The sequence below is a fragment of the Lentzea sp. NPDC020367 genome (assembly GCF_044387305.1).
Lineage (GTDB): Bacteria > Actinomycetota > Actinomycetes > Mycobacteriales > Pseudonocardiaceae > Lentzea.
Map to the genome: position 1 here is coordinate 1,383,384 of NZ_JBIRVV010000001.1, position 20,253 is coordinate 1,403,636.

General features: G+C 64.4%; 21 protein-coding genes and 1 tRNA gene. 13 read left to right on the top strand and 9 right to left on the bottom strand.

Features of this window, described 5'->3' with window-relative positions:
* Positions 1-129: 129 nt before the first annotated feature.
* Positions 130-212 (top strand) — tRNA-Leu (locus tag ACH413_RS06470).
* Positions 213-549: 337 nt separating this feature from the next.
* Here the strand turns inward: ACH413_RS06470 and ACH413_RS06475 are convergent.
* The 4 genes from ACH413_RS06475 to ACH413_RS06490 form a co-directional block, all read right to left on the bottom strand.
* Entirely contained in the window at positions 550-2,601 is a 2,052-nt protein-coding gene (locus ACH413_RS06475) for an FtsK/SpoIIIE domain-containing protein (protein WP_360036917.1), read from the bottom strand.
* Positions 2,598-3,176: a hypothetical protein gene (locus ACH413_RS06480; RefSeq protein WP_360036920.1), complete on the bottom strand. Its 579-nt coding sequence runs from the start codon at positions 3,174-3,176 to the stop codon at positions 2,598-2,600. The genes ACH413_RS06475 and ACH413_RS06480 overlap by 4 nt, the downstream gene beginning before the upstream one ends.
* Positions 3,173-3,370 (bottom strand): hypothetical protein, encoded by a 198-nt coding sequence (locus ACH413_RS06485; protein WP_360036922.1) that lies wholly within the window; start codon positions 3,368-3,370, stop codon positions 3,173-3,175. The genes ACH413_RS06480 and ACH413_RS06485 overlap by 4 nt, the downstream gene beginning before the upstream one ends.
* A 131-nt stretch (positions 3,371-3,501) precedes the next feature.
* Positions 3,502-3,840, bottom strand: coding sequence for a WhiB family transcriptional regulator (locus ACH413_RS06490; protein ID WP_360036925.1), 339 nt, complete (start codon positions 3,838-3,840; stop codon positions 3,502-3,504).
* Between the two features lie 349 nt (positions 3,841-4,189).
* Between ACH413_RS06490 and ACH413_RS06495 the strand changes: the two genes are divergently transcribed.
* The 3 genes from ACH413_RS06495 to ACH413_RS06505 all read left to right on the top strand — a co-directional run bounded on the left by ACH413_RS06495 (position 4,190) and on the right by ACH413_RS06505 (position 6,618).
* On the top strand, positions 4,190-4,573 hold the full coding sequence (locus ACH413_RS06495; protein ID WP_090062704.1) for a transcriptional regulator: 384 nt from the start codon (positions 4,190-4,192) through the stop codon (positions 4,571-4,573).
* A gap of 126 nt (positions 4,574-4,699) precedes the next feature.
* Positions 4,700-6,271 (top strand): transcriptional regulator, encoded by a 1,572-nt coding sequence (locus ACH413_RS06500; RefSeq protein WP_396424916.1) that lies wholly within the window; start codon positions 4,700-4,702, stop codon positions 6,269-6,271.
* On the top strand, positions 6,268-6,618 hold the full coding sequence (locus tag ACH413_RS06505; protein ID WP_360036931.1) for a signal peptidase I: 351 nt from the start codon (positions 6,268-6,270) through the stop codon (positions 6,616-6,618). The genes ACH413_RS06500 and ACH413_RS06505 overlap by 4 nt, the downstream gene beginning before the upstream one ends.
* Here the strand turns inward: ACH413_RS06505 and ACH413_RS06510 are convergent.
* Entirely contained in the window at positions 6,607-8,157 is a 1,551-nt protein-coding gene (locus tag ACH413_RS06510; RefSeq protein ID WP_360036934.1) for a transcriptional regulator, read from the bottom strand. The two genes, ACH413_RS06505 and ACH413_RS06510, sit on opposite strands and share 12 nt — an antisense overlap.
* 331 nt (positions 8,158-8,488) lie before the next feature.
* Between ACH413_RS06510 and ACH413_RS06515 the strand changes: the two genes are divergently transcribed.
* The 3 genes from ACH413_RS06515 to ACH413_RS06525 are packed head-to-tail and all read left to right on the top strand — an operon-like array spanning position 8,489 to position 10,412.
* Positions 8,489-8,674, top strand: a complete 186-nt coding sequence (locus ACH413_RS06515) for a hypothetical protein (protein WP_360036937.1) — start codon at positions 8,489-8,491, stop codon at positions 8,672-8,674.
* Positions 8,640-9,533, top strand: coding sequence for a helix-turn-helix transcriptional regulator (locus ACH413_RS06520; protein WP_360036940.1), 894 nt, complete (start codon positions 8,640-8,642; stop codon positions 9,531-9,533). The genes ACH413_RS06515 and ACH413_RS06520 overlap by 35 nt, the downstream gene beginning before the upstream one ends.
* Before the next feature lie 36 nt (positions 9,534-9,569).
* Entirely contained in the window at positions 9,570-10,412 is an 843-nt protein-coding gene (locus ACH413_RS06525; RefSeq protein WP_360036942.1) for a DUF5753 domain-containing protein, read from the top strand.
* A gap of 281 nt (positions 10,413-10,693) precedes the next feature.
* Here the strand turns inward: ACH413_RS06525 and ACH413_RS06530 are convergent, their stop codons facing one another.
* Both ACH413_RS06530 and ACH413_RS06535 read right to left on the bottom strand, forming a co-directional pair.
* Entirely contained in the window at positions 10,694-11,503 is an 810-nt protein-coding gene (locus ACH413_RS06530; protein WP_360036945.1) for an AAA family ATPase, read from the bottom strand.
* A 228-nt stretch (positions 11,504-11,731) separates the two neighbouring features.
* Entirely contained in the window at positions 11,732-12,361 is a 630-nt protein-coding gene (locus ACH413_RS06535) for a nucleoside deaminase (protein ID WP_360036948.1), read from the bottom strand.
* Between the two features lie 130 nt (positions 12,362-12,491).
* On the opposite strand from ACH413_RS06535, the gene ACH413_RS06540 reads away from it, so the two are divergent.
* The 3 genes from ACH413_RS06540 to ACH413_RS06550 all read left to right on the top strand — a co-directional run bounded on the left by ACH413_RS06540 (position 12,492) and on the right by ACH413_RS06550 (position 14,099).
* On the top strand, positions 12,492-13,391 hold the full coding sequence (locus ACH413_RS06540) for a site-specific integrase (protein ID WP_360036950.1): 900 nt from the start codon (positions 12,492-12,494) through the stop codon (positions 13,389-13,391).
* A 76-nt stretch (positions 13,392-13,467) separates the two neighbouring features.
* Positions 13,468-13,791: a hypothetical protein gene (locus tag ACH413_RS06545; protein ID WP_360036953.1), complete on the top strand. Its 324-nt coding sequence runs from the start codon at positions 13,468-13,470 to the stop codon at positions 13,789-13,791.
* Between the two features lie 122 nt (positions 13,792-13,913).
* A complete protein-coding gene (locus tag ACH413_RS06550; protein WP_360036956.1) occupies positions 13,914-14,099 on the top strand; it encodes a hypothetical protein in 186 nt (61 codons plus the stop codon).
* Positions 14,100-14,120: 21 nt separating this feature from the next.
* Here the strand turns inward: ACH413_RS06550 and ACH413_RS06555 are convergent, their stop codons facing one another.
* Positions 14,121-14,588: a methyltransferase domain-containing protein gene (locus tag ACH413_RS06555; RefSeq protein ID WP_360036959.1), complete on the bottom strand. Its 468-nt coding sequence runs from the start codon at positions 14,586-14,588 to the stop codon at positions 14,121-14,123.
* Positions 14,585-14,920 (bottom strand): hypothetical protein, encoded by a 336-nt coding sequence (locus ACH413_RS06560; RefSeq protein WP_360036962.1) that lies wholly within the window; start codon positions 14,918-14,920, stop codon positions 14,585-14,587. Before ACH413_RS06560 ends, ACH413_RS06555 begins: the two co-directional genes overlap by 4 nt.
* 57 nt (positions 14,921-14,977) lie before the next feature.
* Here ACH413_RS06560 and ACH413_RS06565 point away from each other — a divergent pair, with 57 nt between their 5' ends.
* From ACH413_RS06565 to ACH413_RS06575, 3 genes are all read left to right on the top strand, one after another.
* Positions 14,978-15,721, top strand: coding sequence for a DUF5677 domain-containing protein (locus ACH413_RS06565; RefSeq protein WP_360036965.1), 744 nt, complete (start codon positions 14,978-14,980; stop codon positions 15,719-15,721).
* 143 nt (positions 15,722-15,864) lie between these two features.
* Positions 15,865-16,620 (top strand): NAD(P)-binding domain-containing protein, encoded by a 756-nt coding sequence (locus ACH413_RS06570; RefSeq protein ID WP_360036968.1) that lies wholly within the window; start codon positions 15,865-15,867, stop codon positions 16,618-16,620.
* A 301-nt stretch (positions 16,621-16,921) separates the two neighbouring features.
* On the top strand, positions 16,922-20,101 hold the full coding sequence (locus ACH413_RS06575) for a DEAD/DEAH box helicase family protein (RefSeq protein ID WP_360036971.1): 3,180 nt from the start codon (positions 16,922-16,924) through the stop codon (positions 20,099-20,101).
* Positions 20,102-20,253: the final 152 nt, after the last annotated feature.

Sequence of the window (20,253 nt, forward strand, 5' to 3'; positions counted from 1 at the left end):
CACCGACACCCCCCGCCACCACAGCCCCAACCAGCACAAACAGCACCACCAGGCCCCGATTTTGGCGCACACCGACGATCATGTAATCTAGGCACACACCACGGCGCGAGCCGAGGCAGAACTAAATACGTCCGGGTGGCGGAATGGCAGACGCGCTAGCTTGAGGTGCTAGTCCCCGAAAGGGGGTGGGGGTTCAAGTCCCCCCTCGGACACAAAGGTAAGGCAGAAGGGTGGTTGACCAACTGGTCAACCACCCTTCTGCCTTATGTCAACTTCGCCGGGCTCACTTTCTCGGCCACTACGAGAACACCGTCGAACAAGCTTGTTTCTGCAGTTCACACCACCCGTCCCGGGACGGGTTCGCCGCGACCCGCACCGCCGACTCAGTGCCTGAAATCGCACCAGAGCAGACCCAACCCGGGCACCCGTCCCATGCTCCGGACCGAGCAATCAGCGCAGCTCAAGTGCCTACTTGAACCCGTCCCGCCGACCTGTCCGCGAGCGATCCTTGCGGGACAGCTGGGACAGGTCACCAGGGCGCCGTGTCCCTCATACCGACTCCGCAATCGCAGCTCGGATGTCCGCCGTCAAGTAGCCGCGAACGCGCCGTGTGTTTTCTCCGTCGTGGACGTACTGGCGCGCGGGAGGACATCCGAGATCACCCATCTCTTTCCCGAATGTCGTGGGCTCGACATCCAATGCCTTCACCAACTCCGCAGTGGGTATGAACTCGCGTTCACTCAGGTCTTCGCCCAGGTAATGCGCGACCGAAGCCAACGGCTCCGGCAGCCTGTCTCCATTGTGGTCCGACTTCCCGCTCGTGATCACGACCGCCTCGCGATCACGGACCGGCAGCGCATCCTGCCCAGCGGCGTGGCCCGTCAACTTTCCTTCCGCTTCACGCAGCGCACGGCCTCGTTCGCAGATCACCCTCCAGTCGTCGTTCGGCATGTAGAACGTTCGTACCGTCAGCGCCAGGACGTCGGCGCCGAGCTGCGTTTCGCCGTCAGGGCGCAGGATTCCCACACCCTTGTGCGATGGGAGGAGTCTGCTGCTGTCATACCCGCGGGTGTTCATCTGATCACCCAGCACGATGTTGCTGTCGCGCCAGTCCATGACCCGCAACGCGAACCGTGATCCGAGGACTGCTCGCAGCTTCGACGGGATCGTGGTGCTGTCCGGTCTCTGGGTAGCGAGCACCATCACCAGACCCGCAGCCGGTGCCTTCTTCGCGAGCCACGTCAGCAGTTCACCGATCCTCTCGCCCGCCGTGAGCCGCTTGCCCTGCACCAGCACGGACGTGCGGTCCTCCAGTGCGATGTGGACTTCGTCGACGATCAACGCGGTGAGCGGCATGTCCAGCGACTGGTCCCTGGACATCGCGGGCGTCACCTTCGATTCGGGACATGTCACGTCGTCCAGGTGCTGCATCCGGCGATAGCGCTGCTGCACGTCGTCAACCAGCTCCTCCAGCCAGTCCATGAACATCAACACGTGTTCACCGTCGTCACCTGCCATGAATCGATGCGCGACCTGCTCCGCTGCCCGCCAGTCCTTCCCGTTCTTGAAGTCCGCGACGTAGAGCCGTGCGTGCGGATCGAGGACTAGTCCGGCAACGGCTAGCCGTTCAGCCATCGTCTTGCCTTGCCGCGGAATCGCGCCGATGAGCAACGACGTCCACACCAGCGGCAGGTCGATCCGACGTCCACGCGCGTCTGTCCCGAAAGGCACCGGCTTCCACGCGTCCCAACGCCGCACCTCGAGCAACGGTGTCCGAACAGGTGCTGAGGCGTATGGGTCTTTGTCGGCCACCCAGATCGCCACGCGACCGGCGTGGCCACCCTCTCCGCGCACCCGTTCCACACTGAGCTGGATCTCGTCCACCGCCAGTGCGGACGCCAGCTCCTCCCGGTTCTTCACGACATCGGCAGCCTTGCGCGTGGCAGGCAGGTCCACCGTCACCGCCCACCCGTCACCTTGCCGGGACGGCCGTTCGACCAGCCGCAGGGTCTCGTCTTTTCCGATCAGCTTGGCGTTCCGGAACACGTCGATCAGCACCTGGGCGTCCATCGTCCACATGAGGATCCACGGCCCCGCGAGAACGGTCTTGCGGCCCGATGCACCGTCCTTCGCCCTGCCGGCGACCGCCAGTACGACCGCGCCGACGCCTCCCAAGATCCACAGCACCAGATCGCCGTAAACCAGTCTCGCGATCGCGAGAACCACACCACTGACCAGCAGCACGGTGGCGGTCACCTTCCACCGGAACAATGTCAGCGCCCGGATCTCGACGAACTTGTCCGCCAGTTTCTCCGACTGCTCTGCGGCCTCGCGGTAGTCACGAACCCGGACCCAGTTCCGCCAGCCTCGCGCCGAGATCACCAGGCCCCGGCCCACGGCCCTCGCACACCGGAACGGCACTCGGACAGCCCAAGCGGATACACCCTTAACCGCGTCCCTCAGAGCCTGCCGCGACCTCAACGCCGGCGGCACCGCACGTGAACCACGCCAGGTGCTCTCCAGGCGCCGCACCAGCGCCGCGCGCTCGTCCACCACCTCGCCCTCGAGCACCTGCTCGGAATGGACCAACTCGCCGCTCATCGCCGGTCCTCGTTCAACGCCGCGGCCAGCTTGGACGACAGCCCGCGCGAACACCCGGTGGCCTCGCGAACCCATGCGGGTGAGACCTTCTCCCCTGCCTTCTTGGTCTTGCGGGCGACCGCGAGGTACTCCGCGAACGAAGTCCGAGGAACCCGTGCCCCGTCCTCCACCGCACCCAGTTTGTCCCGCAACTCCGTCACCGCTTCGGCAGCGACGAACACGACCAGCGGCGGCACGGAGTGCAGAACCACGAGCGCCGCAGACCCGGCCACGAACGCACTCCAGGTGTTCATGACATAGGTGGCACCGAGCGTGAACCACTTCGCCGCCCGCACCCATCCACCGAGCCGCACACCCCTGCGAGCGGTCACCTGTTCCGCTCGCAGGATCGCCAGCAGGACCAGCGACACCATCGGGTCCAGCAACCAGGCGGCAAACCACGTCAACGACCACACCGGTGCTCCGGCCGCGGCGAACTGCTGCACGTTGGTCATGGTGAACGCCAGCCCCAGCAGAATGCCGGTCCAGCACAACCGGTCCACCTGCACGGCAACCCGCTCGATCGGTTCACTCACTTCCGATCACCACCACGACGACGAGGCACATAGGCGGTCACCGTGAGCGCCTTGGTCAACGTGTAAGACGCCAGCAACGCCGGCACCCCGAGCGCCACGAACAGCAAGCAACCCTCGCCGCGGTTCGTGATGATCACCCACTGAACGATCACGATCAGCACGGCGTTCACGACAACCCGCCCACCCAGAGACATCAGCCGCACACTCGTCCGCGCCGCGTTCGCTGCCGCATTCGCCCGACGACAACCAGTCCGCCAGACCAACGCCAGAACCAAGAGCACGCCGACTACGGCCAGCACCTGAGTGGGCGTCACGCTGATGGTGTTCATGAACGCGGCCCCCTCTCGGCCCGTTCACCGCGCTGACGCCAGTGCCGATGCACCTCGCGCCGCTCGTCCTCCGGCAGCGCACCCCACACACCGACCGTCTCAGCGCCGGCTGTGCGCAACTCCAACTCCAAGCACTCGTCCCGCACGGGACACCCCGAGCACTGCCGCTCAGCCAGCTCCCGATCGGTGAGTTCTTCGTCCGCCCACGGTGGCTCCCCCGTGAACGCCCACATGCACAGCCCGTCGCTCTGAACGACGTTGGTCAACTCATCGGTCGGCACCCATCGCAAGTGGTCCAGCGACCAGGCGATCCCGACCAGCCGCAGATCAGTCACGAAGCACCCCCGGCTCCGAAAGCACTCGCCGCAGCGAGCTACCAGGGACGACGAGACGGCCGTACTGGCGCTCTGCCGTGAGCACTCCGAGCCGGATGGCCCGGAACACAGCGGACTGGCTGATACCGAGCACCCAAGCGGTCTCGCGGATCGAGTGAGCAGAAGACACAGAAGTACGCATAGGAATAGGCCCTTCAAAGAGCGAGCTGACGATTTCAGCTCTAATTGATTGATTTCAGCGCACACGAAGGCGCGCTTGATCGCGCACAGTGCGAAATGCGCCGTGTCACGTCTCCAAACAGCGCAAGGCGGCTAATATCAGCGCCGAGGCAGAACGTGGAGGAATTACGTGTCGGAGGATTGGGCGGCAGTCGCCAGAGCCATCAACGAGCGCGTGAACGAGCTCGGCTGGCGTCAACGCGAGCTAGCAGAACGCTCGAACGTCTCCCAGGCGATCGTCCGCGAGATCCAACACAACACAGTGGAGCGCCGGCGGGGGCCGCGGACGCTGGAGTCCTTGTCCACAGCCATGGGCTGGCACCCGATGCACCTCGACGCGGTGCTCCACGGCCGCCGCCCACCGGAACGAGACGAGCCGATCACCGACCCCGGCGACTCGCTTTGGTCGCGTTTGGACAGTGTCGAACAGCGCCTGATCGACATAACCGAACGCCTCGACGACCTGAAGTCGGATCTCGCGTCGGTAGCGAAGCAAGTCCGCGAGAACCGGTAGCGCGGCGTTTCTGCTGGTTGAGCGCTTTGATTTCCATGCACCAATTCCAGCGTGAATCGCCGCTCAAGCCCATGCATGTCCAATGCAAGTTCAATGCAGCTTCAGCGCGCCGGGGGTAGCGCGAGCATGAGCGAGAACACTGAGTGGACCGGCCAATCAGCGCGCTGTCTCCAAGCCGCGCTCCGCATGACTCACGAAGCCTTCGCGGAACACCTCGGCATCGGTGTGCGCACAGTGGCCTCGTGGCACCAGAAGCCGGACACCAAACCGCGCTCGGGCCTCCAACGCGAGCTGAACACCGCCCTGGCCAACGCATCCACCGACGTCGTCGACCGCTACCTCGAACTGGTCAGCGGCGGTCCGCTGAACCTCCCAGACGGCGCCTCCGAAGACGCCGAACTCCGCCTGAGTGAAGACGCCACGATCGTCGCCGCCCTCAACTGGCTCGACGAGCGAGCAGGCTGGGACCCCGGCACAGCACGCCGCGAGGTAGCCGCGCGCCTCGCAGCCCTGGACCTCCACGCCCTCCAGGACCGTGGCGTGCGCCGCGGCCGCGTGAACCAACGCGACACGGCGCACGCACTCGCCGCCTACTACGGGAGCTCGACGACCGGCCACGGCCGATACACAGCCACGTTCGGTGCGAACACGTCCGCCTCAACCACGGTCCTGACTCACCCGGACTGGCTGGACCTCGACTGCCCGCTGTTTCCCAAGCACGACAAGCTCAAGCTCGCCGGCGTAACCCCGGCGGACAACATCACGATGGACGAGGCGAGCGCAGACCGCGCGGCGCAACGGCTGGCCGAAACGCTGGCCTTGGGACACCGCATGGTGAACATGCCGCTGTTCCGGCTGCTCGACGTGGACATGCGAAAGCACCAGCTCGCGGGCACCGTGGGCGTGACGGACTTCGTGGGGTACGTGGTGACGATGGACCTGCTCGAAGGCGAGTTGGTCGACGCACTCACCACCAACCAGCCGACGAACCCCGGCGCGCTCCCCCTCCGCGACACCTACATGCCGAACCTGACGGCCGCGCTGAAAGTCGGCGACCGAATGTGCGCAGGCGGAGCCCTCGCGCTCACAGCTATCGCCCGTCCCGCAGACGCATTCCGCAGCGAACCGGACTACCTCCTGCTCGTCCAGGAACGCTCAGGTCACGTGATCAACGCAGCCCGCCGCCTGGCGGTGATCCCCAAGGGCTTCCACCAGCCGCTAACGGACTTCCGCGCCGACACACAAGTTGGCGCGACTCTCCGCCGCGAGATGGAAGAGGAACTGTTCGGCCGTGACGACGTGGACAACACCGTCGGCGAACAGCGCCACGCAGACCCCATGCACCCAAGCCGACTCTCCGAGCCAATGCGCTGGCTACTGGCCGAACCTGGCCGTCTGCGCATGGAGTGCACAGGCTTCGGCCTGAACCTCGTGAGCGGCAACTTCGAGTTCGCCAGCCTCATCGTCATCGAGGACGAAGAGTTCTGGACGAACCACGGCGGAGACGTCCAAGCCAACTGGGAAGCGTCCCGTTTGCACCAGTACTCCAGCCGCGACGCAGAGCTCCTGGACGAACTCGTCAACGATGTAGCTTGGAGCAACGAAGGGCTCTTCGCCCTTCTGCAGGGCCTACGGCGCCTCCGCGAAATCGGCGGCACCCGCGTAGACCTGCCCGAGATCGAATGGGAGATCAGGTGACCGCCAACTGGCAGGCCGGCAACGCCGCGGACGACAGCACGGAGACCCGCGGCTGGCTGGTCGGACACTTCATCGACCCATCGATCGGAGTCCGCTCGCAAAAGGAAGTCGAAGTGAAGTGGGGCACACACCCTGCTGGCGACAAACGTCCTGAGTGGACCGCAGACGACCGGCGCACCACCCTGGTCCTGTTGGTGGAGGGCAACTTCCGCGTGGACACCACTGACGGCAGCAAGACCATGAGTCGTCAGGGCGACTACATCATGTGGGGACCTGGAGTCGACCACTCCTGGGAGGCTCTCGCGGACTCCGTTGTCATGACCGTTCGCTGGCCGTCACAGACCTGACAGCTCGAAGTCAGGCAGTCTTACCCGCGGGCCACCGATCTCGCGCAACCGCCGGAGTCCTTGGAGTAACGCGAACAATCCCTCGTTGCTCCAAGCATCCTGCTGCACAAGGCAGGTGATGAGCTCGCTGTCCAAGCTTGAGTACAACGTCAGCCCAGACGCCTCCCAGTTAGCTTCGAGCTGCCCGCCGAACCGAGGCCAGAACTCTTCGTCCTCGATCACTACAAGCGTCGCGAACTCGTAGTTACCGCTCACCAGGTTCAAACCGAATCCGGTGCACTCCATCCGCATTCGGCCCGGCTCGTCCTCCAGCCACTTCATAGGCACCGACCAGCGACCAGGATGCATTGGCGACATCACCCGCGCCGCGCCTGCGGTCGCGTCCACGTCGCCGCGCCCGAACAACTCTTCCTCGAGCTCCCGCCGGAGCGTGGCGCCGATGTGGACATCAGCCCTGGGTTCGGTGAGCGGCTGGTGAAAGCCCTTCGGAATGACCGCCAGCTTCCCGGCGGCGTTCACGACCCGCTCCGACCGCGTCTGCACGATCAACGCGTAGTCCGCGGCACCGCGGAACGGATCCGTCGGCCGAGCGATCGCCACGACCGACAGGACCCCGCCGGCGCACACTCGTCCAGCAACGTCGAGCACCGCATCCAAGTCCGGCAAGTACCTGTCTCTCAACGGATGCCGCTTCTGAGAACCACTCGACACGGAATCGGCCAGCTCTGCCTCGAGGAGATCCATCGTCAACGCGTACTCGACGAAACTCCCCACGTCGACGGCTCCGCGAATGCTCCGTGTGCCGACATCAACCTGCACCAACCGGTACAGCGGCAGGTTCGCGAACCGAACATCGAGAGCCGCGGCCATCACAAGCCTCCGAACCGCCGCCTCAGCGCCTTCCGCGTCCACTGTGGATGCCGCCCGGTCATTCGGCACGAGGATTAGTCGCTCGTTCGCGACGTCAAGCGGAAGCCGGAGGTCGTTCCATTCGGCCCGCGTGAGAACACTGGTCCGCACATCGAGGCCAGAACTGCGGGTCGTGAAAGTGTCCGAGGTTCGGTAGTACTCCCCTACCGTCTCGGCGACCTGACGTCGGCCGACTCTGCTTCGCCGCGCCCGCTGCGCCTGCAACATCCCTGTGTCAGTGAGTTTCAGCTCTGCGCCGACTTTGGCCGCAGCTGCCCCCGAGACCCACCCAGCCGCGGCGTCGAGCCACTCGAACGCACCGGCCAGGCCCAGATGAATCGGCACTTCAGACGCGCTTCCCGCTGGACCACGCTCTGGCGGCGGAGCCAACAGCTCCTCGACCGACGTGCCGAACATGCACTCGAGCAAGCGGGCGGTACTCGCCTTCACCTGCCCAAGTGCCTCACCTGAAGACCGGCGTCCTGCCACAAGCCTCTGAAGGTGCCGAAGCCCCAGAGTTCCAGGTTCGCGGTGCTCACGCGCATACGACTCAGCTTCGTGGACGAACTCTTCCAGCGTCAGCCGACGATCCCATATCCGCTGCTCAAGCACCGTGCGGAACGCCCGCATCGTCCCTCCTGGCCGTTAGGTCGCAGCAGGTCGCCCCAAGTCACTCACGGGACGTTCCGCTGATCAAGCGCTGATGAAATGTTGATTTCAGTCTGACATGTCTTCTCCGCGTTCGTCAGACCGTCCGGTGACGTAAGGACTCCGCGTCCGCCTCAAGCACGTCACCGGACACCTCCGACCACAACCTCCGGGAAGGGTGCGATGAGCGTGATCACGACAGTTCTCGGCCTCGTAGCAGCCGCAACGTGGACCTGGATCATCGGCGACCACTTCGACTGGTGGAAGCGAGCAGTAGCCCGCCGACGACATCACGGCCGCTAGGCGGATCGGGATGAACGACTTCACAGCTGAAGCGATTGGCGACATGTGGTTGTTGCTCACCAACGAGCAGCGTTCCGAACTGCTGTCACGGCGACGCCAGCACCAGCTCACCGAGAAGGCAGTTGACGCAGCGCCGACCGATCAGAGCGAGGAACTACGACATGCCCAAGAGATACTCCACGGTTCGCGGCCGTGAGTTCGGTGAAGGGGTGCGCACTGCAATCGCGCGGGCAGGGATGACTTTCCGGCAGCTCGCCGATGTGCTGGGCTGGCAGGAGGCCAAAGTCTCCGACATGGTGAACGGCAAAGGCGGTGTCACCGTCGTCGAGATCGCGGTGGTCCTGGGCGTTTGCCGTGTGTCTGAGACCGAGCGCGAGCACCTTCTCAGCCTCTTCCCTGTGACGGATGCGAGCGGCTGGTGGCAGCCGCACGGCAGGTGTGCACCAGTCCGATCACGCACCGCCTTGACTCACCTTGCCGCGGCCGAGAGTTTGGTCAGCTGGAACCCGCTCGCCATACCGGCGCTTCTCCAGACAGACGGCTACGCATGCCGGCTGTTGGCCGCTTCGGCCACTGTTCCCGCAACCGAACTGGGCGAAAGGTTGCAAGCACTGCACGAGATGCAGGAGCTACTCCACGCCGCATTCGACTGCACCTTCTATCTTCACGAGTTCGCGCTCGAGCATCAGATCGGCGGACGCGAAGAGCACATCACCCAGCTCCACCACCTGATGCGCATGGCCAGCTGGACGAAGATCAGGATCTTGATCGTGCCCGCAAAGGCCGGCGCCCATGCCGGCATCGCCGGGCCGTTCACACAGCTCACGTTCCCGAAGTATCCACCACTGATCTGGCTCACAACCGAGAACTCCAGCCTCTTCGTCGAGGAGGAGCACGCGGTCAAGGGATATCAGGCCGTTGTCCGCGCGCTGGACGAGATCAGCCTCGATGACGACCAGTCGTTGAAGTGGATGTCCAGCCGGTGCGTGCGTCTTCAGGAGCTCGACGACACCGAGGACCTGACCCGCGGCGACGAGCCCTTTCCACCGCTGTAGAGCGGCGGAAAGGCCATCGAGATGAGAGCGAGCCCAATGCCGAAAGACTTCCGGGCCACTGCGCTTGAACGCGCTGTCGGCCGCAAGCTCGCCAGATGGCGAGACGAACGCGACCTGAGTCTGTTCGAAGCTGGCAGGCGTGTCGGCTTCAGCAGCGCCAAGCTGTCCATGATGGAGAACGCGATACAGCCGTCCGCAGTCTTCGACGTCATGGCGCTGGGCTTCGTCTACAAAGTACCCGCAGCTGAGTCTCAAGCCGTGATGTCGCAGACACAACGGGCCGCAGACCTTCGAACATTCCGCCAGCCGCAAGCGGCGGACCTCGACCCAGCAGAGGACTTTCCCTCTCTACTCGCTGACGCGACTCGACTGAGGACCTTCGCCGCACACGCCGTGCCAGCCGTCCTCCAACTGACCGACTACGCGACGGCAATGAGCCAGCAGTCCGATCCGACCAAAGCCGCGCAACTCGCACGCATGAGGGAGGCGTGGACAACCCGGGCCAGCGGGGCCGACTGTCTCGCAGTCGAGGCGGTGTTGCCAGAAGCTGCACTACGACAGCTCGTCGGCGGCAGGCGTGTGCTGAAAGCGCAGCTGCTTCATCTCATGGAGGTGAGCGTGCGTCCCGAGGTAAGCATCCAGGTGGTACCGCACTCGGCCGCAACCTGCCCCGCCATGAACTTGTCCTTCGCATGGGTGAGCTTCCCGCACAGACAGCACAACGACGTGGTCTACACCGAGACCTTCTTGCGCTCCGAATACCTCGAATCTCGCGGCGAGGTCGAGCAGGTGTCGGAACGGTTCTCCACGTTGCGAACGCTGGCGCTCAACGAAGGCGAGTCACTGGAGTTCATCGCTGAAGCAGCCGCACACCTTTAGACAGCAATGCACCGTTCCCACTTGGTAACACTGGCGTCGACAGTCTTCCCTCCTGGGAGTGCGCCAAGCTGGTGTGCGCATCGGTGTCGGAGCTACCAGTCAGGAGGCTCCATCGATCCGCTGCTTGGTTGTGAGACCGCTCCTCGCCACGGCTGACGAGCGGTCCAGCAGGCCGGGACGCTCGTCAGCGAGTACGAGTCCGAAATACCGCCGCTCGCGGGAGCTTCTCGCATCCATCCGCAAACCTGAGCGTCGGGGCCCCAACGTGTCCTCAGGCACCGCTATTCCTCGGTGACGTAGCGCAGATAGGCCTCCGGCGTCGCCATGTACCGACGCCAGTGGTCGACCAGCGCCAGGTCCTCCCACCTCGATCGCTGAAAGCCCTGTTCCCCCACTTCAATGATGTCGGCATCCGGTGTCGACGCGAGAATCGGCGAGTGGGTCGCGCAGATGATCTGCGCTCCCGACTTGCCCAGCTCGTACATGAGGTGCATCAGGCGCAGGCAGGACTGAAACGACAGTGCGGCCTCGGGCTCGTCCATCAGGTAGAAGCCAGGTTCGCGGAACATCGCGGCGAACACGGTGAGGAAGCCTTCGCCGTGGCTCATCTCGCTCGTGTCGTCGTCCCAATATCCGTTCATGCCGCGGACCGCGTTCATGAACCCGAACGCGGTCTCCGCGCGCAGGAAGTAGCCCTTGCGCTTCGTCCGCGGGCCGATGCGATGCCGGGCACCGAGCGCGGTGGTCTCGAACTGGACCATCTCGCCGAGCTCTGACTTCGGCCTGTCGTTGACGTACTTCCGCCCAGCGCGACCGCCCTGCGCATCCAGCCCCCACGCCTCAGCGAAGGCCTCGACCAGGGTGGACTTGCCTGAGCCGTTTTCGCCGACCAGGAAGGTCACCGGCCGCTCGAACGTCATCCCTTCGTCCGCCAGCTGGGCAACACACGGCACGTCAAGCGGCCACTGTCTCCGCGAGCCACGAGTAAGCGACTCAGCGGGGATGTACGCATGGCGGGCGAGCATGAGCAGAAACTTCCTTTGGTCAGTTTGATCCCAGGACAGAGACTCGCGCAGGAACAAGGTGGTCATTCGGCGACACGCCGGACTGGCAACTCGAACTGCGGCGAAGGATGCGTCTGCGCCAAGCAGGACAACCACACCGGCTACTCAGTTGCCCGGCCTCGCCGATTGATCCGCGAAGGCCGGTTCGATGGTCATTTAGCGCTGCGACCGAACGCAGCGCTCACGCTGGACATACGGCGCAGCAGCAAAACATCGGCGTCCTCGATCCCGCTGAGTCTGCATTGCACACAGATATCAACCGCCGATGCGGTGCTGCCGCACCTGCGCGGCGTTGACGACGTGCGACCAGACGGGTCCCAGTGCCGCCGGCAAGGTCGCGGTCCGCAACTGTTGCAGCGCGACCATGTCGAGCAGACTGGTCGTCTCCGGCTCACGATCGCGGGCTCGCAGGAGCATCGGGGCACTCCCACCGGAATATGCGCGGATGCCGGCCAGGAAGAGCAGGTTGGCGACGATCACCCACGGACCGTCCACGCCGATCGGATCGAGGTCGGGCCGTTCGTCCGAGGGGTCAGGAGCGACGAACCGAACCCGCCCGACGCCGGTGAATTCGCACGCTGCCGCACACATCGCGCACAGGCGATGGGAGCTCCACAGTGTGGCCGTAGCCAGATCCGCGTTGGTGGCGATGCGGGCCAATGCGTTCATCTCCGCATGAGCGATCGGGCTGCCCTGCAACCGGTCATCGCCACCTGGCGGGTCATACGCCCGATTACGGCCTTCTGCGACCACGTCACCATCAGAGTCCAAAACCACGGCGCCGACGGGCAGGCCGCCGCCAAGCAAGGACTGATGAGCAAGCTCCAGGCTCCGAGTGATACCCAGACCAGCGTCATGCCACGCGGCGATCGACTCCGCAGTCACAGCGCAACATCATGACACGCCCGACATCCGCCCAGATCGACGTCGTCGCCGGTCTCGCAGCTCCGCAATATCAGCGCAGGCCAGGCCGTTGACCGCCGCCGACTTCTCAGCGCCACGGACCAGGCTAGAAATGTTCATCGAGAATCAGCTCGAAACCCTGCCTGAGGCCGTCTCCTTCGGACCATGCCAAAGCACCGTTGTGTTGAAGCCTGCCAACTACAACGCCAGGCGAGATTCCCACCAAGGCAGCGAGCTCCTCGATCTCGTCCGCAGGAACTCCCGTGGCGGGCGGAGCGCAGCCGAGCACCTCATCGCTGCGGCCCGCTGCCTCTACCAGCACGCGATCGCGGACCGTCTCATGTCCGAAAGCGACAACCCGGCGCGACGCGTCTCCAAACCGCGCCGACTCGCCAACACCCGCCATGCGCTTCCCGACAACCGACTCCGCGAGATCAATGAAGTCGCCGGCACGACCGGCAACGATCCAGAGCTCGACCTCGTCCTGCTCCGCTTCCACACCGAGACCGCCGCGCGCCGAGGCGGCGCACTCACGCTCCGGCGCTGCGACCTCGACCCGGAGCAATGTCTCGTCAGGCTCCTGGAGAAGGGCGGCACCGTGCGCTGGCAGCCGGTCTCGCCAACCCTGATGACGCATCTCCTCGTTCTCGGCGAACAACGTGGCGCCGTCGGCAACGAGCAGCTTCTCCGCTACCGCAACGGCGACCCGATCACGAGACGCCGATACGACTACCTGTGGCAGCGGCTAGGCAAGCACCTGCCGTGGGTCGCAACGCAGCAAGTGAGCATTCACTGGATCCGGTACACCACGCTGACGTGGGTCGAACGCCACTTCGGCTACGCCGTCGCGAGGGCGTTCGCCGGACACTTCGGCAAGGGCGACGCCGGCACAACGACCACCTACGTCCGAGCCACCATCGACGAAGTCGCCACCGCACTCGCCGCGCTCACGAACGAAGAACACCCCCTGGCAGTCACCAGCCCCTCCGCAACTCTCTTCGCCAGGTCATGACCCGATAGGACGGACTTAGAACGCCACACGCATCCAATCGAACATATGTACGAACGCGGTGATAGGTTCTCGCGTCATGGATCGGCAGCTCCTCGAACCGTCCCAAATGGACGGCACGCTCACCTTCAGGTACGACTCGACCGGACGACCGGTGGCCCTGTTGCCGGCGAGGTGCAAGCTCGGGCGGCACACGCTCGGCCACTCCCAGTTCCAAGCGGTCGTGCGAAACGGTGAGGCTCACATCAGCTGCAACGCCTGTGCGTCCAGCGGCGCCGACGGCGTCTGGCGGCTGGCGGCCACGGCGCCTCCTCCCGACAGCGCCGAACTGTCCGAGGAGCGCTACTTCGAACTCGTTCTCCGCCGCGCGAACCGAGCGTTGACCACGAGCAGGTGGACATGACGCTCCACAGTCCATACACCGCATGGGAGGGCGACACCGTTCACGGCAGGAGGGCCGTACTAACCAGCGTCGGAGTCCAGCTGGATCGGTTGTTCGCCCGCGTCCCAGGTGCACCGCGACACGTGATCGAGACCGGCCTAGACATGACCGGCGAGGTCCACGGCAGGCTTCACGGCCGATTCCCGAGCATCGACGGCGACTGGTTCGGCGTCGTCAACTACGAGATCGGCTACGCCGATGGCCGACCTCACAAGGTGCACCTGGTCGACCAACTGGTCCCGTTTCACGTCCTGCGATTGCGCGAGTAGCTCACCCGCACCGACGGTGTCCTACCAGATGCGGCCGGCGATCTTGCCGAATGTCTCGGAGTAGTCGGCTATCGCTTGTTTGGCTCGTTCGAGCTCACCACCGAACAAGCCTGCAGCCAGGAAGGTCCACGTGATCTCAATGTTGGCGAAGCCAGCGGCTTCGAGGCCATGGCGGTACTCGGCAAAGGTGAGGGCTCCGGCGATGCAGCTGACGTAGGAGCCGTGTTCGGCTTGTTCGGCCGGGGTGAGGTGGTCGTCGGCGACGACATCGGAGATGCCGAGGCGGCCGCCGGGACGCAGGACGCGGAAGGTCTCGGCGAAGACGGCGGTCTTGTCGACAGAGAGGTTGATGACGCAGTTGGAGATGAAGACGTCGATGGTCTTGCCGGGCAACGGGATGGCTTCGATGTTGCCCTTGAGGAACTCGACGTTGGTGGCGCCGGCCTTGGCCGTGTTGGAGAGCACCAGCGCGAGCCTCTTGTCGGTCATGTCGAGGTCGTAGGCTTGCCGGTGGGGTCGACGCGGCGTGCGGAGAGCAGGACGTCGATGCCACCGCCGGAGCCGAGGTCGAGCACGCGCTCGCCTTCACGGAGCTCGGCGCGCAGGCGCAGACAGTTGCGGCGCTGGTCGGAGCGGATGCGTTCGAGCAGCTTCAGGTGGTGGGCCAGCAGGTCGCTGGGCAGGCCGAGTTCGCGGCCAACCTCGCTGGGCGAGGCGTCGCCGAGCAGCAGCCGGTCGACGATCGCCAACCGCGCGGGTTCACCAAGCACCGCGTGCAGCCGCGTCCGCTCCACCACCGAGGAAAACCACTCAACGTCCATTGAGTCAATGCACGTTGAGCACTTTAGAGACGTCAAGTCTCAGCCGACACTGAGAACATGAACAGTGAGGACGCCGTGCGGGCCACAAACGTGCTGCTGGAAGCGTTCGACGGGCTCGCGCAGATGGGCGGGATCGCGGTGACCGCAGAGCACGAGTCTGCGTTCCAGGCGGTGTTCGGCTGGTGGGCCTGGATCAACCGGAGCGGCAAGCTCGTCCTGATCGCCCACGACGCCGAGCTCGGACACGAGAGCGCCCCGAACGTCCGCTCGATCTTGGAGCACACCCTGGTGATGCAGTGGGTCGCCGACGCGGGCTACGACGCACTGGAAACACTCACCGCACTCGACGACGACCGTCGTCGCAAACTGTTCGACGATGCCGTACTCGCGTCGTGGCCACTGCCAGAGGGCCTCACCCGACCGGAGGCCGAGGCCACCAAACACCGACTTCGTCGGAAGATCGAGAACTTTGCTGAACTGTGTCGCGACTACGAGGGCGCAGGCCAGATCTACGTCGCCTATCGACTTCTTTCAACCTATGTGCACCCGACAGCGAAGGGCGCCGAGGCCTTCGTACGCGCCGACTGGGACCTCACGGCCTACCCAGTCAACGAGTCCGACACCTACCTGTTCCAGACCGCGATCTGCCTGATCCAAGCAGCACGCACGATCAACACGTTCCTGCGGAATCAGGACCTCACCCGCGCAATCGAAGCCGCCCAGGAGCACCTTGGCGGCACAGTCCCACGTCCCACATGGAAGCAGTCCGCCAACCCGAAAGACGAAGCATCAGCCGAGTGACGCAGCGATCTTCCCGACGCTGGCCTTCGCGGTGGGCCCGACGCCGATCGGGGTCGCGGATGCGGCTCCGGTCCAGCCGCCGTACCCGAGAAGATGCAGGCGCGGCTACGCACCGCAGTCGTCCCCTCCACCGCAACACGTCCGTGCTCGTCGCGCAGTTGCAACGGGCCGAGGTGACCGAGCGCAGGCTGGAACCCGGTGGACCAGGTCACTGCGTCGGCCGCGGCGAGCACGTTGGAGTCCATCGCCGTGGCCACGAGCAGGCCGTTGCCCCGAGCCTCTCGAACCGGCGGCACGGCGACGATGTCGCCGACCCCACCTACGCCGGGCGCCTCAACGCAGACACCCGCACCCACCGACGCGTAACAGGAGTCGTCCTCAACAACGGGTACCGCGTGACCACCGCTCACGGCTCCACCTTCACCGCGCCGATCGTCATCGCCGCCACCGGCGGATTCGGCAACCCATACCGACCAGCCCTGCCCGGTCTCGACGAGTTCCCCAACACCGTCCTGCACGCCGCGCAGTACCGCTCCCCCGAGCGGTTCCACGACCAGCGCGTCATCATGGTCGGCGCGGGCAACTCCGCGGTCCAGATCGCAACGGAGCTCGCTGAACACACCCACGTCACCCTCGCTACCCGAAAGCCCGTGAAGTTCTCCGACCAACGCCCGTTCGGCCGCGACCTGCACTTCTGGCTCGATCGCACCGGCCTCGACTACATCCCGATCGGCCCTTGGCTGCCCGACGGCTTCACCACTCCGGTGCTGGACACCGGCGTCTACCGCGACGCCCTGAAACAGCGACGCCTGACCGCCGACAGATGTTCACCGCTCTGGAGAGCTCGAAGGTCATCTGGCCCGACGAACAGCGAGAACATGTCGACACGATCATCTTAGCTACCGGTTACCGACCCGACCTGCCATACCTGAGGGCCCTGGGCACTACCCACAACCGCGGCATCTTCCGGCATCATCACGGCCTCGGTTTCGTAGGCCTCGAAATGGCAACGCAGCCTGTCCTCCGCAACCTTGCACGGCGTGGGACGCGACTCCTTCTACGTTGTCAGTCGCCTACTCAGGTGACGTGCGGCCGTCATCATTCAGGTTGCATCACACGATCGACTGTTGTTCGCAAATGTCCGTAACGACTGGACCGCAGGGCCGATACCTACCGCATTAGCGAGGGATCGGAGCGCGCATGCTGGTTGCCACCGACGAAGTATGGGGCCGAACTATCAAGGTCGCGCGCAATCAAGTACGACAACTGCTCGTCCCTGAGTCCACGCTTGAGGTACATCAGACGGATACCGGTTCGGTTGTGTCCAACCAGTTCGGTGTCTGGCCAGCGGTCGTGGGTGGTAGCGCGCCGACTGACGGACCGCTGACAGCTCATCTCGACGTCACCGATCCGGCGAGCCCGCTCCTGACATGGTGCGGTAGCCGGGAACTTCATCCTCCGGAAGCGGTGTCCAGTTCCTTCGAAGGGGCCATCGAGTTCCGGAAACCCGGTGTACCAGGCAGTTTGCGTCGTCCTCAGCTAGGCGCTCTGCACTCGGTGATCGGATACTGGTCGACCGGAGTGACGGAGCCCGGCGTTGTCGTCATGCCCACAGGAACCGGCAAGACCGAGACGATGCTGGCTGTGATGCTTGCGGAACGTCCAGAGCGGCTGCTCGTCTTGGTACCGACGTTGGCTCTGCGGGATCAGGTCGCAGGCAAGTTCGAAAGCTTGGGCATCCTTCAGGAGAAGGAGATTGCCGCTCGGCACGCACTCCGGCCTTGTGTTGCGCGCTTCAAGCACGGAATCAAAGATGTCGAGGATGCAGCTCACCTGCTTTCGACATCCAACGTCATCGTCGCGACACCGCATGCGCTCAACGCGTGTTCTGACGAAGCGCTCAAGGTGATCTTGCAGGGGTGCTCCCACCTGATGGTGGACGAAGCCCACCACGCTCCAGCTCCGAGCTGGAAGCGAGTCGTTGAAGCGTTCTCCGATCGCAGGGTTCTGCTCTTCACCGCAACCCCGTTTCGCGAAGACGGTAAGAGCGTTCCTGGCCGCACGATCTACCGGTTTCCGCTCCGCGAGGCACAGCGCGACGAGTACTTCACCACGATCGACTACCAAGCGGTCGTCGCAATCGAGGGCACCGACGAGGTCCTGGCCGACTTGGCGGTCACACGGCTGCGCGAGGACCTCGCTGCTGGCTACAACCACATCCTCATGGCCCGAGCAAAAAGCGTCGCTCGCGCAGAGTCGCTCTTGAAGTTGTACGAAGCGAAGGCCGGCGACCTTCATCCGGCAGTGCTCCATGAGAAGGTAGCCGCGGCCGACCGTCGAGCGATCCACGAGCAGTTGAAGACACGTGACTGCCGGATTGTTGTCTGCGTCGACATGCTGGGCGAAGGTTTCGACTTGCCAGCGCTCAAAGTCGCTGCGCTCCACGACGTTAAGAAAAGCCTGAGCCCGATGATCCAGTTCATCGGGCGGTTCACCCGCGCGCGAGCGGACGCTACGGATCTCGGTACCGCATCGGTGTTCGTTGCCCGTGATCCGTCCATTGTGGCGTCCCCGCTGCGCGACCTGCTACGGGAAGACGCCGACTGGAACCTGCTTCTGCGTGACATGACAGAACGAGTCACTCAAGCGGCCGAAGCCGTCTCGACGTTCGACAACTCATTCAGCGGCGGACCCGAGGACGTGGCAACGGCCCTGCTCGAGCCCAAGATGAGCGCCATCGCCCACACCGCGCCAACCCAGAACTGGGCTCCGGAAGCCGCGCTGGTCTTCTACGGGCCAGACAACGTGCTCGACAGCAGCATCGCGCTCGGCGCGGAGTCGTCGATCGCCTGGTTCGTCGTCGAGCACCGGGACGAGGTGGCTTGGGGCGATGTGAAGACTCTCGAGCAGGTCATGCACGAGCTCATCGTCATGTACTTCGACCGAGAACACCGCATCCTCTACGTGCACAGCTCCATGAAGAACGGCGACTACGCGGATCTAGCCGAGGCCGTACTCGGCGCCGGCGCCAAACCAATCAAGGGCTCGACCACGTTCCGCGTGCTGGCCCATCTCGATCGGCTGATCCCCACGAACATCGGGCTCCTCGATGCCAGGGACCATTTCAATCGGTTCTCCATGCACGTCGGGAGCGACGTGCTTCACGCCCTGGACGCCTTGGATCAGCAAGGGAAAACCCAGACGCACATCAGCACATCCGGATTCAGCGATGGCGACCGCATCACCATCAGCGCTGCCCTGTCCGGACGCTTCTGGTCCACCAGAACGGCTCCGAGCCTGAGCGCCTGGCGGCACTGGTGTGACGCACAGGGCACGAAGCTGCTCGACTCAAGCATCGACCTCGCCAAGGTCCTTGGCGGCTTCATCGTCCCCCAAGACCTCACCGAGCGCCCTGAACTCGTCCTGCTTGCAGCGGAGTGGGACTGGCGCTTCTACCTCGGCACAGGTCCCGAACTGATGATCCGAGTTGATGACAGCAGGTACCACCTGACCGACGTCGACATCCGGGTTGACGACTTCAGCACCTCGGGGCCGTTCGTTCTGTCTCTCGTCACCCCGGCCTGGGAAGTCCCCTATCACGCAGACTTCACCGACAGCGGCCTCATTTACAGTCCACTTGGGAATGACGCTCAGATCGAGACCACCAGGACCTCGACCAAGCTGCAGCAGTGGATCAACGAGAACAAGCCCATGCTGCTGCTCGAGAACGACCGCATGATCACTTCCCAGGACAAGCTCCTCGAGCCCCGCTACGACCTGCGCCCGTTCCCTCGTGAACGCTTGACGGCTCTCGACTGGGCGGGTGTCGACATGTCTGTCGAATCCCAAGGACCAGAGCGACGACCGGACTCCATTCAGGCATACATGGTCCGGCACCTGCTCAACACGCAGCAGTTTAACCTGCTCATCGACGACGACGGTGCTGGCGAAGCTGCCGACCTCGTCGGCCTTCGAGTCGACGAGCAGGAGCTGCACATCACGCTCGTCCACTGCAAGTACTCCAGCAAGAAAAAGGCCGGGGCACGACTCGATGACCTCTATGAACTGTGTGGTCAAGCTGTCCGCGGCGCGAAGTGGCGCCAACACGGCGCGATGCCACTGCTCCGCCACCTCGACAAGCGCGCACAACGCTACTACCAGCGCACCGACGCTTCACCCTTTATGGTCGGCGCGCTCACGGATCTCTACCAGCTCATGTCGATCGCGCCGCAACTACGCCCCCGCTTCCACAACGTGCTTGCACAACCAGGCCTCTCCGGTGCCGCGGCAACAAATGAGCACCTGCGAGTCCTCGCCGGCGCCGAATCGTATGTACACGCGGTAACGAAGGGGACTTTCGAGGTGTACTGCAGCCGATGACGCAGCAGTTGGAGTCACCGCCCCATCTGAGTCGACGACGGTGTTCGACCTAGACATGCTCGAGGAGTGACTGACCGCATACGAAGATCAGCTCTTCGTGCGCTTCCCTCGTTCGCCCGTCCAGGTTGATGGCGATCGTGCGCGCGTGTTAC